At 67.5% G+C, this 16,145-nt stretch carries 13 protein-coding genes; 5 read left to right on the top strand and 8 right to left on the bottom strand.

What is annotated here, in order from left to right; genetic code table 11:
• Nucleotide 1 precedes the first annotated feature (1 nt).
• The 5 genes from purU to NX02_RS14945 are packed head-to-tail and all read right to left on the bottom strand — an operon-like array spanning nucleotide 2 to nucleotide 5,875.
• A complete protein-coding gene (gene purU / locus NX02_RS14965; RefSeq protein ID WP_039997596.1) occupies nucleotides 2–862 on the bottom strand; it encodes a formyltetrahydrofolate deformylase in 861 nt (286 codons plus the stop codon).
• Nucleotides 863–887: 25 nt separating this feature from the next.
• A complete protein-coding gene (locus tag NX02_RS14960) occupies nucleotides 888–1,391 on the bottom strand; it encodes a sarcosine oxidase subunit gamma (RefSeq protein WP_025293011.1) in 504 nt (167 codons plus the stop codon).
• A complete protein-coding gene (locus NX02_RS14955) occupies nucleotides 1,384–4,356 on the bottom strand; it encodes a sarcosine oxidase subunit alpha family protein (RefSeq protein WP_025293010.1) in 2,973 nt (990 codons plus the stop codon). Before NX02_RS14955 ends, NX02_RS14960 begins: the two co-directional genes overlap by 8 nt.
• Nucleotides 4,357–4,358: 2 nt before the next feature.
• A complete protein-coding gene (locus NX02_RS14950; protein ID WP_025293009.1) occupies nucleotides 4,359–4,610 on the bottom strand; it encodes a sarcosine oxidase subunit delta in 252 nt (83 codons plus the stop codon).
• 11 nt (nucleotides 4,611–4,621) lie between these two features.
• The gene (locus NX02_RS14945; protein WP_025293008.1) at nucleotides 4,622–5,875 is read right to left on the bottom strand and encodes a sarcosine oxidase subunit beta family protein; all 1,254 of its coding nucleotides are present in this window, start codon (nucleotides 5,873–5,875) and stop codon (nucleotides 4,622–4,624) included.
• An 89-nt stretch (nucleotides 5,876–5,964) separates the two neighbouring features.
• Between NX02_RS14945 and NX02_RS14940 the strand changes: the two genes are divergently transcribed.
• Both NX02_RS14940 and NX02_RS14935 read left to right on the top strand, forming a co-directional pair.
• A complete protein-coding gene (locus tag NX02_RS14940) occupies nucleotides 5,965–6,981 on the top strand; it encodes a GlxA family transcriptional regulator (RefSeq protein ID WP_025293007.1) in 1,017 nt (338 codons plus the stop codon).
• 81 nt (nucleotides 6,982–7,062) lie between these two features.
• Nucleotides 7,063–7,722, top strand: coding sequence for a helix-turn-helix domain-containing protein (locus NX02_RS14935; protein WP_039996609.1), 660 nt, complete (start codon nucleotides 7,063–7,065; stop codon nucleotides 7,720–7,722).
• Nucleotides 7,723–7,938: 216 nt separating this feature from the next.
• Here the strand turns inward: NX02_RS14935 and NX02_RS14930 are convergent, their stop codons facing one another.
• The 3 genes from NX02_RS14930 to NX02_RS14920 all read right to left on the bottom strand — a co-directional run bounded on the left by NX02_RS14930 (nucleotide 7,939) and on the right by NX02_RS14920 (nucleotide 12,935).
• Nucleotides 7,939–9,279, bottom strand: coding sequence for an ammonium transporter (locus NX02_RS14930; protein ID WP_047099797.1), 1,341 nt, complete (start codon nucleotides 9,277–9,279; stop codon nucleotides 7,939–7,941).
• Nucleotides 9,280–9,345: 66 nt separating this feature from the next.
• A complete protein-coding gene (locus NX02_RS14925) occupies nucleotides 9,346–11,601 on the bottom strand; it encodes a trimethylamine N-oxide demethylase (protein ID WP_245648601.1) in 2,256 nt (751 codons plus the stop codon).
• Nucleotides 11,598–12,935: an NAD(P)-binding domain-containing protein gene (locus NX02_RS14920; protein WP_245648600.1), complete on the bottom strand. Its 1,338-nt coding sequence runs from the start codon at nucleotides 12,933–12,935 to the stop codon at nucleotides 11,598–11,600. Before NX02_RS14920 ends, NX02_RS14925 begins: the two co-directional genes overlap by 4 nt.
• Before the next feature lie 285 nt (nucleotides 12,936–13,220).
• Here NX02_RS14920 and NX02_RS14915 point away from each other — a divergent pair, with 285 nt between their 5' ends.
• From NX02_RS14915 to NX02_RS14905, 3 genes are read left to right on the top strand one after another with little or no spacing between them, the layout of a single operon-like run.
• Nucleotides 13,221–14,069 carry a class II glutamine amidotransferase gene (locus NX02_RS14915; RefSeq protein ID WP_245648599.1) on the top strand — a complete coding sequence of 283 codons (849 nt, stop codon included), beginning with the start codon at nucleotides 13,221–13,223 and terminating at the stop codon, nucleotides 14,067–14,069.
• A complete protein-coding gene (locus NX02_RS14910) occupies nucleotides 14,069–14,758 on the top strand; it encodes a GltB/FmdC/FwdC-like GXGXG domain-containing protein (protein ID WP_025293002.1) in 690 nt (229 codons plus the stop codon). Before NX02_RS14915 ends, NX02_RS14910 begins: the two co-directional genes overlap by 1 nt.
• Before the next feature lie 12 nt (nucleotides 14,759–14,770).
• The gene (locus NX02_RS14905) at nucleotides 14,771–16,102 is read left to right on the top strand and encodes an FMN-binding glutamate synthase family protein (RefSeq protein WP_025293001.1); all 1,332 of its coding nucleotides are present in this window, start codon (nucleotides 14,771–14,773) and stop codon (nucleotides 16,100–16,102) included.
• Nucleotides 16,103–16,145: the final 43 nt, after the last annotated feature.

The raw sequence follows: 16,145 nt of genomic DNA, 5'->3' as shown, positions 1-16,145 counted from the left end.
CTCAATCCGGGAAGACGACGGTCTTGTGGCCGTTCATGAAGGCGCGACCGCTGAGGTGGAAGGATACGGCGCGGGCGAGCACGCGCCGTTCGATGTCGCGACCCTTGCGGACGAGATCCTCGGGCGTTTCGTGGTGGCTGATGCGCTCCACGTCCTGCTCGATGATCGGGCCCTCGTCGAGGTCGGCGGTCACATAGTGCGCGGTCGCGCCGATCAGCTTCACGCCGCGGCCATGCGCCTGATGGTAGGGCTTGGCGCCCTTGAAGCCGGGCAGGAAGCTGTGATGGATGTTGATGCAGCGGCCCGAGAGGAAGCCCGCCAGATCGTCCGACAGGATCTGCATGTAGCGCGCGAGGATGATGAGATCGGCGCCGGTCTCATCGACCATCGCCTTGATCTGGGCCTCCTGCTGCGGCTTGCTATCCTTGGTGATCGGCAGGTGATGGAAGGGCACATCGCCGAAATCACTGCTGGCATAGGTGGAGCGCGGATGGTTGGAGACGATGCCGACCACGTCCATCGCCAGTTCGCCGATACGGTGGCGATACAGCAGGTCGACCAGGCAATGGTCGAACTTGGAGGCGAGGATCAGCACCTTGAGGTTCTGGTCGGCCGGGCGGAGCACCCAGTCCATGCCATAATGCTCGGCGATCGGGGTGAAGGCGGCCCTCACCGTTTCCACCGCCGCTGCATCGGGCAAGGTGAAGACGATGCGGGTGAAGAAGCGGCCGGTTTCGGGGTCGTCGAACTGATGCGCCTCGGTGATGTTGCCGCCATGGTTGAACAGCTCGGTCGAGACCTTGGCGACGATGCCGGGCTGGTTCGGGCAGGAAAGCGCGAGCAGGCAGGAAATTGGGTTCATCGAGGTCATGCCCTGTTGGTTCGGGTTAGAGTGCGGCCGCGGTGGTTTCGATCCATCGGATCAGGCTGTTCCGGAAGCTGCGGAAAACGGCAAGGTCGTAGGTCGGCCGGTCGTCCACCTGCCAGACGATCACGCCGATATGGGCGATCACCGTGGTGACGGCGGATCCGGCGCCGAAGGCATCGGGATGGAGGTCGATCGGCATGCCGCGCTGGAGCAGGCGGCGCGCATCGACGCCCGCCAGCCGGACGACGACATAGCCGCTCGACTGGTCGCTGACCGAGGCGAGTCCGGCAAGCGTCTCGGCGACGTCCTCCGCCCAGTCCGGCGCGTCGGTCTCGCCGATCGCCAGCCAGGTGCCGCGGCCGCTGCCGATCAGCCCGATGGCGGCGCCCGAAACGAAGGCCGGGCGTGTGGGAGCATCGACCCCCAAGGCTCCCCCGATCCGCACCGCGTCGACACCCTTGCGGGCCATCACGCTGGCGAGCGACACGGCATCGCGCTCGCTGATGTCCAACCAGTCAGCCATGCAGCCGTGCTCCTTCCGGATCGACGAAGACCGGCGGGCAGATCTCGGCCTCGAGATCGCCGTCGCGCACCGGATCGTGGATGATGATGCGCTCGCCATGGCGCTCGGGGCCGTGCACGAGCAGGGCGAGGCCGATCCAGTGGCCGAGCGTCGGCGAATGGCAGACCGAGGTGACGAAGCCCTGATCGTCTGCGGCGGTGCGGCCGGTGGCAGTGGTCGGCAGCAGATGCGCGCCGGCGCGCAGCCGCTTCGCGCGGTCTACGGGCTTGAGCCCGACCAATGTCGGCCGGTCGGGTGCGACCAGCCCGGGCCGTTGCGCCATGATGCGGCCGATATAATCCTTCTTGGTCGACATCATCCGGCCGAGGCCGAGGTCGCCGGCGGTGGTCTGGCCGTTGAGCTCGTTGCCCGCGACATGGCCCTTCTCGATGCGCATCACGCCCAGCGCCTCGGTGCCATAGGGGGTGAGGTCGAACGCTGCACCGACCGCGAACAGATGGCGCAGCAGCGCATCGGCGTGGCGCGCGGGCACGCTGACCTCATAGGCGAGCTCGCCCGAGAAGGAGAGGCGGTAGATCCGTGCCGGTACGCCGTTCCAGCGGAACTTCGCGGCGCCCATATAGGGCAGCGCCGCATCGTCAAGCGGCAGATCGGGGAAGGCGGCCTGCAGCAGCGCGCGCGCGCGCGGGCCAGCGACCGAATAGGTGCCCCAATTTTCGGTGACCGAAGTCGCCTGCACGTCAAGCTCCGGCCACAGCACCTGCCGGGCATGGTCGATATGCTGCATCACACGCGCCGCATTGACGGTGGTGGTGGTGACGAAGAAATGGTCGGGGGCGAAGCGGGTCGCGGTGCCGTCGTCGAAGACGATGCCGTCGTCGCGCAGCATCACGCCATAGCGGGCGCGCCCCACCTTCAATGTCGACATCATGTTGATGTAGAGCCGGTCGAGCAGCACCGCCGCATCCGGGCCCATCACGTCGATCTTGCCCAATGTCGAGACGTCGCAGATGCCGACGCCGCCCCGCGTCGCGCTGACCTCGCGGTCGACGCTCTGCAGCCAGTCGGTCTCGCCGGCGCGTGCATACCATTGCGCGCGCTTCCACAGGCCGACGTCGACGAAGGTCGCGCCCTGGCCGGCCGCCCAGTCGTGCGAGGGCGTACGGCGTTCGGGGCGGAAGTCGGTGCCGCGGTGATGGCCGGCGAGCACGCCGATCGCGACCGGCAGATAGGGCGGGCGCGAGGCGATGGTGCCGGCCTCGGCGATCGACTTGCCGGTGGCGGCGGCGAGCAGCGCGTGGCCGTTCAACTGGCTGGTCTTGCCCTGGTCGGTCGCCATGCCGAGCGTGGTGTAGCGCTTGAGATGCTCGATCGAGACGAAGCCCTCGCGCGCCGCCAGCCCGATGTCGCTGTCGGTGACGTCGTGCTGGAAGTCGACGAACGCCTTGGTGCGGCGCGTCGCGACGTGCCAGCAGGGCCGCGCGCCCGCCGGATCGGCGCTGGTGGTGAGCGGCGGCAGCGCGGGACGCGAGCGCCCGCTATCCTCGACGATCGCAGCGGCCGTCTCGGCGCCGTCGCGCAATGCTTCGGGCAGGCCGAAATGGCCCGCAGCCGCGCCCGCGGCGCGCATCCCCGGCGGCGCCTTGTCGAGCAGGAAGCTGTCGATCTCGGGCGCCCAGACGGGCCTGGCGCCCATGTTGGTGCCGATGCCGATCGATGGGTTCCAGCCGCCCGCCATGCCGAGGAAGTCGGCCTTGATGCGATGCTGCCGACCCTCGGCGTCGCGGATCGCAGCGCCGCGCATCGTCCGGCCAGTGACATCCTCGACGACCGCGCCGGCGAAGACGGGCACGCCAGCCCTGCGCACCGCATCGGGCATCGCGATCGGGCCGGGGCGCGCATCGACGATCGCGGCAAGCTCGACGCCCGCGGCGATCAGGTCGGCGGCGGCGGTCCAGCCGCTGTCGCTGGTGGTGAAGATGATGCCGCGCCTGCCGGGCGCGGCGGCGAAGCGGTTGACATAGGTCGCGGCGGCCGAGGCCATCATCACGCCGGGGCGGTCGTTGCCGCCGAAGATGATCGGCCGTTCGATCGCGCCGCTGGCGAGGATCGCGCGCCTGGCGACGATCTTCCACAGCCGCTGGCGGGGCTGGCCGGGCAGCGGCGCCGCAAGATGGTCGGACACGCGCTCGACAGCGCCATATTCACCGCCGTCGAACACGCCGAACACGGTGGTGCGCAGCAGGATGCGAACGTTGGGCAGCGCGGCGAGTTCGGCAGTCGCCTGTTCAGCCCAAAGCGCGCCGGGCAGGCCATCCACCTCGTGGCGCTCGGCAAGCAGCCTGCCGCCGGTCCGCGCATCCTCGTCCGCCACGATTACGCGCAGCCCGGCACGCCCGGCGGTCAGCGCCGCGGCGAGGCCAGCGGGTCCGCCGCCGATGACGAGCAGGTCGCAGAAGCCATGGCCGCGATCATAATGGTCGGGATCGGGCAGGCCGGAAAGCGCGCCGAGCCCCGCCGCGCGGCGGATCAGCGGCTCGTAGAGCTTTTCCCAGAATGCCGCCGGCCACATGAAGGTCTTGTAGTAGAAGCCGGCGACGAACAGCGGCGCCGCCAGCTGGTTCACCGCCAGCAGGTCGAACGACAGGTTCGGCCAGCGGTTCTGGCTGGTCGCCTCCAGCCCGTCGAACAGGCTGATCGTGGTCGCGCGGCTGTTGGGTTCGGCATGGGCGCCCCCGCGCAATGTGACGAGCGCGTTGGGTTCCTCGCTGCCCGCCGTCAGGATGCCGCGTGGCCGGTGATATTTGAACGAACGGCCGACAAGGCGGACGCCGTTGGCGACCAGCGCGGAGGCGAGCGTATCGCCCTCGAAGCCGGTCATCGCCTTGCCGTCGAAGCGGAAGGAGAGGGGCGCCGAGCGATCGACGAGGCCGCCGGTTTCGAGGCGGTGAACGTTGCCGGTCATGGTCATGCGCCGCGCCCGGCGGCGAAGCGGCTGCCGGCGATCGCATGGGTGCGGGTGTCGCGCTCCACCTCGATCCAGGTGCGGCAGCCCTGCGCGTGATACCAGAGTTCGCGCATCTGCCCGGCCGGGTTCCGGCGGGTGTAGACATAGTCGTAGAAGCCGTCCTCACCGGCGGGCCGGCTGGGGGCAGCGTCGCCGCGATAGACGAACTCGATCGAGTCACGCTCGCCGCAATAGGGGCAGGGGATCCGCATCTGCCGTCGCCTCAGTGAAGATTGGGTTGGGCGCCCTGGCCCTTTTCGTCGATCATGTGACCGGTCCGGAACCGGTCGTACCGGTAGGCGGTGGCGGTCTCGTGCGGCGTATCGGTGGCCAGCAGGTGCGCGAAGCACCAGCCGGAGGCGGGCGTCGCCTTGAAGCCGCCATAGCACCAGCCGGCGTTGAGATAGAGGCCAGCGACGGGGGTGCTGTCGATGATCGGCGATCCGTCCATCGACATGTCCATGATGCCGCCCCAGCTTCTCAGCAGGCGGGCACGGCCGATCATCGGCATCACCGCCATGCCGCCTTCGCAGACGTCCTCAATCACCGGCAGGTTTCCGCGCTGGGCGTAGCTGTTGTAGCCGTCGATATCGCCGCCGAACACGAGCCCGCCCTTGTCGGACTGGCTGATGTAGAAATGGCCGGCGCCGAAGGTGATGACGCCGGGGATGACGGGCTTGAGCCCTTCGGACACGAACGCCTGCAGCACATGGCTTTCGAGCGGAAGCTGCAGCCCCGCCATCGCCGCAACCGTCGAGCTGTGCCCCGCCACCGCCATGCCGACCTTGCCGGCGCGGATGCTGCCGCGCGTGGTTTCCACGCCCGTCACCGCGCCTGACGCATCGCGCAGGAAGCCGGTGACCGCGCAGTTCTGGATGATGTCGACGCCGCGATCGGAGGCGCTGCGCGCATAGCCCCAGTTGACCGCGTCGTGCCGGGCGGTGCCGCCGCGGCGCTGCAGCAGCCCGCCCATGATCGGGAAGCGGCCCTGGTCGAAATCGAGGAAGGGCGCCATCCGTCGCACCGCATCGCGATCGAGCAGCTCGGAATCGGCCCCGTGCAGCCGCATCGAATTGCCGCGCCGCGCATAGGCATCGCGCTGCGCATCCGAATGATAGAGGTTGAGCACGCCGCGCTGGCTGACCATCGCGTTATAGTTCAGATCCTGTTCCAGCCCTTCCCACAGCTTCATCGACCATTCGTAGAAGGGCTCGTTGCCGGGCAGCAGATAGTTGGAACGGATGATGGTGGTGTTGCGCCCGGCATTGCCGCCGCCGATCCAGCCCTTCTCGACCACCGCAACGCGGGTGATGCCATGAACCTTGGCGAGATAATGCGCGGTCGCGAGGCCATGGCCGCCGCCGCCGACGATGACGATGTCATAGCCGTCGCGCGGCGCCGCGTCGCGCCAGGTCGGGCGCCAACCGCGATGCCCGCCAAGGGCATTTGCCAGCAGACTGAAGACGGAGTAACGCATGGCGGCTTCTTGAACCTAGGAAAATTATTTGCCCTGAAGGAAAATTAGCGGCTTCCGAAGTGGGCTGCTTGTCCCTACAGGACGAATACATGACCGCAAGCGACAAGACGGCTGCCGATCCCGCCCCGAGGATGCTCGGGCTGCTGCTGGTCGACGGGTTCGCGCTGCTCTCCTACGCCTCCGTGATCGAGCCCTTCCGCGCTGCCAACGAACTCGCGCGCGCCGACCTCTATCGCTGGGCGCACATCTCGGTCGACGGACGGCCGGTCTCCGCCTCCAACGGCGCGATGGTGGTCGCCGATGCGAAGGTGGGGGCGGCGACCGCGTGCGACATGCTGCTGGTGTTCGCGGGCGGCGATCCCAGCCTGTTCCGCGACGCGGCGACCTTCGGCTGGCTGCGCCGGCTCGCGTCGCGCGGCGTTGCGATCGCGGGGGTATCGGGCGGCCCCTATCTGCTGGCGCGGGCCGGGCTGCTCGACGGCTATCGCGCGACGATCCACTGGGAGCATGCCGCCGCGTTTCGCGATGCCTTTCCCGACGTCGCGCTCGATACCGGCCTCTATGTCGTCGATCGCAAGCGGATGACCTGCGCGGGCGGCACCGCCGGGCTCGACCTCGCGCTCGACCTCATCGAGCGCGACCATGGCGCGGCGCTGGCGATGCGGGTGGGTGAATGGTTCATCCGCACCGAGACGCGCGGGCCAGAACGGCCGCAGCGATCGAGCCTCGCCGACCGCTTCGGCGTCAAGGATGCGCGCGTGCTGCGCGCGCTGGCGACGATGGAGGCGGCGCTAGAGGAGCCCGTCGGTCGCGAGGTGCTGGCCGGGGTCGCCGGGGTTTCGCTGCGCCATCTCGAGCGGCTGTTCGTCCAGACATTGGGCGCGACCGTGCAGGAGGTCTATCGCCGCATCCGCCTCGAACGCGCGCAGCAACTGCTGCGCGCGACCGCGCTGTCGGTGACGGAGGTCGGCGCGATCTGCGGTTTTGCCAGCAGCAGCCATTTCTCGCGCGCGTTCAAGACGCAGTTCGGCATGGCCCCGCAACAGGTGCGCCGCGCGCCAAGCAACATAAAGACTTTCGACGGCCACGGCGCAGCGATGATATAGGGAAGCGTTTCGGGCCGAGGGGAGCACAGACTCTACCAGCCCGGATCAACAGAAGCAGGATGGAAACGAGGAGCAGTCGATTTGGCGAGATCTTTGCGGGCAAAAGCCGAGGAGCCGTCGGAGGCGGAGGAATACAAGACCGGCTCGAACGCGCCGTCGGTCGATCAACGCCAGTTGGAAAAGGAATTGGGCGCGCAGATCCGCCTGATGCGGCGCAAGCAGGATCTGTCGGTGTCCGATCTGGCCAATGCGGCGGGCATCTCGCTCGGCATGATGTCCAAGATCGAGAATGGCGGCATCTCGGCCTCGCTGACGACGATCCAGTCGATCGCGCGGGCGCTGTCAGTCCCGATCTCCAGTCTGTTTACCTCGGTCGAGGAGCGGCAGGATTGCTCCTATGTGCCGGCAGGGCAGGGCGTCAGCATCGAGCGGCGCGGCACCAAGTCAGGCCATAATTACCAGCTGCTCGGCCATCTGCTGCGCGGCGAGGTGATCGTCGAGCCCTATCTGATCACCTTGCACGAAGGCGCCCAGCCCCACACCAGCTTCGCGCACCAGGGCACCGAGCTGATCTACATGCTGGAGGGCGAACTCAGCTATCGCCATGGCGGCGAGACCTATCATCTGCGCCCGGGCGATACGCTGATGTTCGATTCCGGCGCGCAGCATGGCCCGGAGGAATTGATCACGCATCCGATGCGGTATCTGTCGATCATCATCTATCCGCGCGGGGCGGGTTGAGCTGTTCAAGCCCCTCCTCTTCAGGGCATCGGGTCGTCCAGTCCCCCGGACTGGACTTGGACTGCCGGGGGCAGTCCCACCCGATGTCGGGTTGGGGTGGAGGCGAGCGCAGCGCGCTTCCGGCAACGCCGGAAAACAGCGTCAACGGGGGCATTGAGCCCCCGTCGTCGCTCCCCACCCCCTTCCCCTCCCTGAAGGGGAGGGGCTCAGAATGGCTCAGCTCATCCGATACCCCGTCTCGCCATGCGCGGCGACGTCGAGGCCCATCTGTTCCTCGTCCTCGCTCACCCTCAGCCCAACGATCATGTCGGCGATCTTGAGGGCGATGTAGGTGGTGGCAGCGGAGACGGCGATGCTGAACGCCATGATGCCGATCTGCACGCCCATCTGCTCGACGAAACTGCGATCCTGAAGATAGCCGACGCCGCCGAGCGCGGGCGTTGCGAACACCGTCGTCAGCAGCCCGCCGACGAACGCGCCGACGCCGTGGACGCCGAACACGTCGAACGAATCGTCATAGCCGAAGCGATGCTTGAGGCTTTCGACCGCCCACACGCAGACCGGCGACACCAGCAGGCCGATCCCGATCGCGCCCATCGGGCTGACGAAGCCGCAGGCCGGGGTGATCGCGACCAGCCCGGCGATCGCGCCGGAGACCACGCCGAGCGTGCTCGGGCGGCGGCGATGCACCCATTCGGTGAGCATCCATGACAGCGCGCCCGCGGCGCCGCCGAGCAGGGTGTTGACCATGATCAGCATCGCGAAGCCGTTGGCGACGAGCGCGCAGCCGCCGCAGAAGGCGAGCCAGCCCACCCACAGCATCGATCCGCCGGTGAAGGTCATCGTCATGTTGTGCGGCGCCATTGCCGGCGTGCCGAGGCCGTGGCGCGGGCCGACCATATAGGCGGCGACGAGCGCGGCGATGCCGGCGTTGAGGTGGACGACGTTGCCGCCGGCGAAATCCTGCGCGCCGATGTCGAACACCCAGCCGCCGCCCCACGCCATATGCGCCATCGGCACATAGTTGACCAGGAACCACACCGTCATGAAGATCATCACCGCCGAGAAGCGGATGCGCTCCGCGAAGGCGCCGACGATGATCGGCGGGGTGATTGCCGCGAACAGCATCATGAACAGGAAATAGAGATATTCGGGCAGGGTGCCGACGAGGCTGTCCTGCGTCACGCCGTTGAGGAACGCCTTGCCGAGCCCGCCGATCACCGAGCCGTAGACAGGGTTTTCGGCGAAGGCGAGCGAATAGCCCACCATCGTCCAAAGCACGCAGATCAGCGCAGCGCTGGCGAAGACCTGCGTCAGGATCGACAGCACATTCTTGGCGCGGCCCATGCCCGCGTAGAACAATGCGAGGCCGGGCAGCATCATCAGCATCACGAACAGCGAACAGGCCGCGACGAAGGCGGTATCGCCGCCGCTCAGCACCGGCTCAGGCGCCTGCGCCATCGCCGTACCCGGCAGCAGCGCGATCGAACCAATGGCTGCCGCCAGCCCCATCCGGCGGCCGCGCTCAAAAGCAACTCCACTCAACCCGCTCGTCATGTGTCGCACCCCCGATTCTTGTCGTTGCGACATCCTCTCCTTCGACCCGGTGGCGCGTGTCGGCGATCAGGCCCGCACGCGCGTCTTGTCAGGGTCGTAATGCGGGAAGCGGACGACCGTGGCGCCGATGCGCTTCTGGTGGCCGTCCAGCTTGCCGATCTCGAGCGCGGTGCCGAGCGGGGACATGCTGGTGTCCACGCGCGCCAGCGCGATCGTCTTGCCGAGGATGGGCGATCGCGTCGCGCTCGTCACCACCCCGACCTGCATCCGGCCCGAAAAAACCGGATCGCCATGACCGACCGGCTCCGCGCCGGCGACATCGAGCCCGACGAGCGTGCGCTGCGGCGCCTCGCGGCGGCGGCGCAATGCCTCGGCACCGACATAGGGCGCCTCCTTGGCCTTGGGCACCGCGAAGCCGATGCCGGCCTCGAACGGATCGGTCTGGTCGCAGAATTCATAGCCGACGAACACCAGCCCGGCTTCGATCCGCACCATGTCGAGCGCGTCGAGCCCGAACGGCAGCATGCCTTTGGGGCCGCCTGCCGCGAACAGCGCATCCCACACCGCGCCGGCCTGGCTCGGATGGCACCAGATCTCATAGCCCAGTTCGCCGGTATAGCCGGTGCGCGACACCATCACCGGCACATCGGCGATACGGCCGGTGGTGAAGCGGAACCATTTCAGTTCGTCGACCGTCGCCAGATGGCGCGGCGTCGTCACCAGCGGCGCCAGGATCTCGCGCGCGAGCGGCCCCTGCAGCGCGACATTGTGAAGCTGGTCGGTCGAGGACTTCACGAAGACGTGGAGGCCATGGCGGGCAGCGAGTTCGCGCAGCCAGACGCCGCAATAATCGTCTCCGCACACCCAGCGGAATGCGTGCGGCCCCATCCGGAAGACGGTGCCGTCGTCGATCATCCCGCCGGTCTCGTAGCACATCGCGGTGTAGACGATCTGGCCGACGGCGAGCTTGGTCACGTCGCGCGTTACCGCCAGTTGCATCAGCGCCTCGGCATCGGGACCGATGACCTCGAACTTGCGCAGCGCGGACAGGTCCATCACCACCGCGCGCTCGCGGCACGCCCAATATTCGGCGACTGCGCCCTCGCCGGTGAAGCAGGTGGGCAGCCAGAAGCCGCGATATTCGACGAAGTTGCGCGTCAGCGCCGCGGTGCGGGAATGAAAGCTGGTCTCCCGCGTCAGGCGCGGCGGAGCGTCTGGAGTCATGCGATGGGTGATTCCTGGTGTGATGGCGGCGGCGCCGTCATAGACGCGCACATGGATGTCGGTGGGGTTCCAGCCATTGGCGGCATCGACATCGTCGGCGCAGGAGGATGAGGCGCAGACGAGATCGGTCAGCGCGCGCAGCAGCACATAGTCGCCGGGGCGCGACCAGGGCTCGTCGAAGCCGATCTGCTCGTCATGGCCGACGACGGTGTTGTAGAAGAAGTTGATCGCCGGCCAGCCCTTGCGGGCTTCGACGCCGTACGGCTCGAGCGCGCGGTTGAAATTCTCCGTGCAGTTGGCGTGACCGGGATAGCCGAGATCCTCGTAATATTTCGCGCTGCAGGCGAGCAGGAAGGTGTCGTGCCGACCCACGGTATCGCGCACGATCTCCACCAGCGGGCGCATTGTCGCGTCGAAATAGCGCGAATGCAGGCCGGGCTTGGCGAAAGCATTGCCCATCAGGGTGCGGGTGACGGTGGGATCGAGCCCATATTCCTTGCCCTGTTCGAGCGCGGCCGCGTCGAAGGCGAGGAAGTCGGAGCATTGCTTGCCCTCGACGTCGATGATCTGGATGTAGTCGCCCGCCTTGACGACATAGGAGCGTGCCGTCGCCGCATCGATGCGCAGGTCGAGCTTGGGTTCGGCGAGCGGCGGCGGTGCGGCCACCGTCGCGCGCGGCGCGCGGGTGACGAACAATTGCAGGTCGGTCGGCGGGTTCTGTTCGTCGGGCGCCATCGGTGCGCCGGGCGCCGCGACGAGGCAGGCGAGGGGCGCCTCGACGGTGAAGGCGATCGCACTGCCGGGCGGCGCGCCGGCGCCGAACAGCCCGATCGTGGCCGCCTCGCCATCGATTCCGGCGGCGCGTTCGGCCAGCGCCGCGGGCAGGGCGGCAAGCGGCACGGCCCGATCGGCGAGCGCGGGCAGCGCCTCGGCGATGGGGCCCGCGGCCTTCACCTGCAGCAGGCCCGGCTGCAACCCTTCGGGATCGACGATCCGCACACTGTCTCCAGCGCCGAGGATCAACGGCACGCCGCCATCCCCGCCGCTGACGACGAGCCGTTCCACCACCGCGTCTGCCGCCATCACCGTGCCCGTCACGCCGCCTGGTCGACCGCGAGGAAGGCTTCGAGCGAATCGTCCATCGCCTGCATCCACGGCGTGTGGTGCACGGGCGCCATGTTGCCGGTCAGCACCGAACGATAGCTCTTGTCGCGATAGCCGAGGATCGAATCGACCTTGTCGTGCTTCCATTCCTTGAAGAGGTCGGCGACGGCATCGAGGTCGAATTCGGGATAGTCGGTCGGGCCGATCAGGTCGCGGACATAGTCGGTCTGGAAGTCGATCTCCTGATAGGGATTTTCCAGCTTCTCTTCGCGCGCGCGCCAGTCGAGCGTCTCGGCGGTCTGTTCCTCGACCGACGGCAGCGCGATGCGGCCGAGGATATAGTCGCGCGCATACCAGGCCTGCGCGTCGAACATGTTGAAGGTGTAGTACTGGTCCTGCATGCCGAGGTAGATCAGCCGGGGATCCTCGATCCAGAACACGCCCTTGTAGAGATTGAGCGGCCAGAGCCGGTTGTTGGTCTTCAGCCGCAGCGAATCGGGCAGGAACGGGAAGCTGTGCTGATAGCCGGTGCACAGCACCACCGCGTCGATCTGCCTGGAGGTGCCGTCGACGAAATAGGCGGTGTTGCCGACGAGGCGGACCAGCAGCGGCCTTTCCTCGAAGCCTTCGGGCCAGCCATAGCCGAGCGGGCGCGAGCGATAGCTGAAGGTGACCGAGGCGGCGCCATATTTGAAGCATTGCGTGCCGATATCCTCGGCGGAATAGGAACCGCCCACCATCAGCACATGCTTGCCGGCGAACTCGTCCGCCGAGCGGAAGTCGTGCGCGTGCATCACCCGGCCGGTGAACTCGGCGACACCCTCGAACTCGGGCACGTTCGGCGTCGAGAAATGGCCGCTGGCGACAACGACATAGTCGAATATCTCGTCGACCTGCTCATCGGTCTTCAGATTGTGCGAGCGCACGTCGAAGCGGCCGTCCTCGCGCTTTTCCACCCAGCGCACAGGGGTGTTGAAACGGATGTGCTGGCGCACGTCGCTCCTGGCGACGCGGCCCATGATATAGTCGTGTAGCACGGCACGCGGCGGATAGGAGGGGATCGGCCGGCCGAAATGTTCTTCGAACGAATAGTCGGCGAATTCCAGCGCTTCCTTCGGGCCGTTGGACCAGAGGTAGCGGTACATGCTGCTGTGCACGGGCTCTCCGAACTCGTCGAGGCCGGTGCGCCATGTATAGTTCCATTGGCCGCCCCATTCGGACTGGCGCTCGAAGCAGACCAGCTCAGGCACCGCGGCGCCTTTGGCCCTGGCGCTCTGGAAGGCACGAAGCTGTGCCAGCCCGCTCGGCCCCGCGCCGATGATTGCCACTCTTTGCGTCATTTCTCGTACTGCTCCCTAGCCGGTCTTCCTCGCCATCCGACTGGCCGGTTTCGCTTGCCATGCGCACCGGCACGCTTATTCCTACAGGAAACGGATGTGACTGACAGGAAAATAACGCCATATCGAATCCGGGTCGAGCGAATTTCCTCATAAGAAAATAAAATTCCTGTTGATTGACAGCCAGCGGGCCTCCGCTTATTTCGGCGGCAGGACGAACGGGAGGTAACCGGGCCGATGTGCGGCATTGTTGGGCTTTTCTTGAAGGACAAGGCGATGGAGCCGCAGCTTGGCGGGCTCCTTGCCGGCATGCTGGACGTGATGACGGACCGTGGTCCGGACAGCGCCGGCTTCGCGATCTATCGTGACGCGCCGGAAGGGCAGGCGAAGCTCACGCTGCGCGGCGGCGATGGCGAGGCGATCGCCAGGGCGCTGGGCGATGCGCTCGGCGTTTCGGTTTCGGTTGCCCGTCACGACACGCACAGCGTGCTGACCTTGCCGGCCGAGCAGGAGGCCGAGGCGCGCGCCTGGCTGCAGGCCGGGCACGACGGGATCGCGGTGACCGGCGCCGGGCGTCGCATCGAACTCTACAAGGAAGTCGGCCTGCCCGCGCAGGTCGCCAGCCGTTTCGGGCTCGCCGGGATGCACGGCAGCCACGGCATCGGCCACACCCGCATGGCGACGGAGTCGGCGGTGACCACTGCGGGCGCGCATCCCTTCTCGACCGGGTCGGACCAGTGCCTGGTGCACAACGGCTCGCTCTCCAACCATGCCAGCCTGCGCCGCACCCTGATCCGCGAAGGCATCAGCTTCGAGACCGAGAATGACAGCGAGGTGGCCGCCGGCTACCTCACCTGGAAGATGCGCGAGGGTGCGTCGCTCGCCGAGGCGCTGGAGGCCGGGCTGGAGGATCTCGACGGTTTCTTCACCTTCGTCGTCGGCACCAGCAACGGCTTCGCGGTGATGCGCGATCCGATCTCGTGCAAGCCCGCGGTGATGGCCGAGACCGACTCTTATGTCGCCTTCGCCTCCGAATATCGCGCGCTCGCCGGCCTGCCCGGCATCGAGACCGCCAGAGTGTTCGAGCCCGAACCCGCCCGCGTCTATGCCTGGGAGCGCAACTGATGCAGACGGTCGACCTGGCCGAGACCAGCCGCACCGAACTCAATGAGCGCCTGCACGCGCTCGCGGCGAACACCAACGAGACCTATTGGCATGTGCTCAACCCCAATGGCCAGCACGCGCTGGCGGTGGGACTGGACGCGCCGATCACCGTCGAGATCGATGGCCATGCCGGTTATTACTGCGCAGGCATGAACAAGCTGGCGACGGTGCTCGTCTGCGGCAATGCCGGCGTCGGCGTCGGCGAGAACATGATGTCGGGAAAGGTCCATGTCCGCGGCGACGCCAGCCAGGCGGCCGGCGCCACCGCGCATGGCGGATTGCTGGTGATCGACGGCAACGCCTCGGCGCGCTGCGGCATCTCGATGAAGGGCGTGTCGATCGTCGTGAAAGGCTCGATCGGGCCGATGAGCGCGTTCATGGCGCAGTCGGGCGCGCTGGTCGTGCTCGGCGATGCCGGCGATGCGCTCGGGGACTCGATCTACGAGGCGCGCCTCTATGTGCGCGGCTCGGTGAAGAGCCTGGGGGCCGACTGCATCGAGAAGGAGATGCGCGACGAGCACCGCACCGAATTGCGCGGGCTGCTCGACGCCGCCGGCATCGACGGCGACGTCACCGTCGACGAGTTCCGCCGCTACGGCTCGGGCCGCCAACTCTATAATTTCCACGTCGACAACGCGTCCGTTTACTGAGGATCGCCTTTCATGGATCTGACCAACATCCCGCGGACGCTGCCGCGCCAGTCGGCGACCTTCGACCCGCATACATTGTCCGAAATCCGACGTGCGGCGGCGACGGGAATCTACGATATCCGTGGCGCCGGCGCGAAGCGCAGCCTGCCGCATTTCGACGACCTGCTGTTCCTCGGCGCCTCGATCTCGCGCTATCCGCTCGAAGGCTATCGCGAGAAATGCGCGACCGACGTGTGGCTGGGCACGCGCTTCGCCAAGAAGCCGATCCATCTCAAGATTCCGATCACGATCGCGGGCATGAGCTTCGGTTCGCTCTCCGCGCAGGCCAAGGAAGCGCTGGGCCGCGGCGCGTCGGCGGCGGGCACCTCGACCACCACCGGCGACGGCGGCATGACGCCGGAGGAGCGCGGCCAGTCGCAGACGCTGGTCTATCAATATCTGCCCTCGCGCTACGGCATGAACCCCGACGATCTGCGCAAGGCGGATGCGATCGAGGTGGTGATCGGGCAGGGCGCCAAGCCCGGCGGCGGCGGCATGCTGCTGGGCCAGAAGATCTCGGACCGCGTCGCGCAGATGCGCAGCCTGCCCAAGGGCATCGACCAGCGCTCCGCCTGCCGCCACCCGGACTGGACCGGGCCCGACGACCTCGAGATCAAGATCGAGGAACTGCGCGAGATTACCAATCATGAGAAGCCGATCTATGTGAAGGTCGGCGCGACGCGGCCCTATTACGACATCGCGCTCGCGGTGAAGTCCGGCGCGGACGTGATCGTGCTCGACGGCATGCAGGGCGGCACGGCCGCGACGCAGGACGTGTTCATCGAGCATGTCGGCATCCCGACATTGGCGGCGATCCGCCCGGCGGTGCAGGCGCTGCAGGATCTGGGGATGCATCGCAAGGTGCAACTGATCGTGTCGGGCGGCATCCGCAATGGCGCCGACGTCGCCAAGGCGCTGGCGCTGGGGGCGGACGCGGTTGCGATCGGCACCGCCGCGCTGGTCGCGCTGGGGGACAATGATCCGGCGCTGGAAGAGGAATATCGCGCGCTCGGCACCACCGCGGGCGCCTATGACGACTGGCAGGATGGCCGCGATCCCGCGGGCATCACCACGCAGGATCCGGAACTCGCCGCGCGGCTCGATCCGGTCGCGGCGGGGCGCCGGCTCGCGAACTATCTGTCGGTGCTAACGCTCGAGGCGCAAACCATCGCGCGCGCCTGCGGCAAGAGCCATCTCCACAATCTGGAACCGGAGGATCTCGTCGCGCTGACGATCGAGGCCGCGGCGATGGCGCGGGTGCCGCTGGCGGGAACGGACTGGATACCCGGCCAGCGTCAATTCTGAAGCGGCGGGCTTGTAATTGGGGAGCGCGCCGCGGGCCGGCGCG

The organism is Sphingomonas sanxanigenens DSM 19645 = NX02, from assembly GCF_000512205.2.
Classification (GTDB): domain Bacteria; phylum Pseudomonadota; class Alphaproteobacteria; order Sphingomonadales; family Sphingomonadaceae; genus Sphingomonas_D; species Sphingomonas_D sanxanigenens.
Note: the sequence above shows the minus strand (reverse complement) of the source record. Positions and strands in the feature narration are given on the sequence as shown.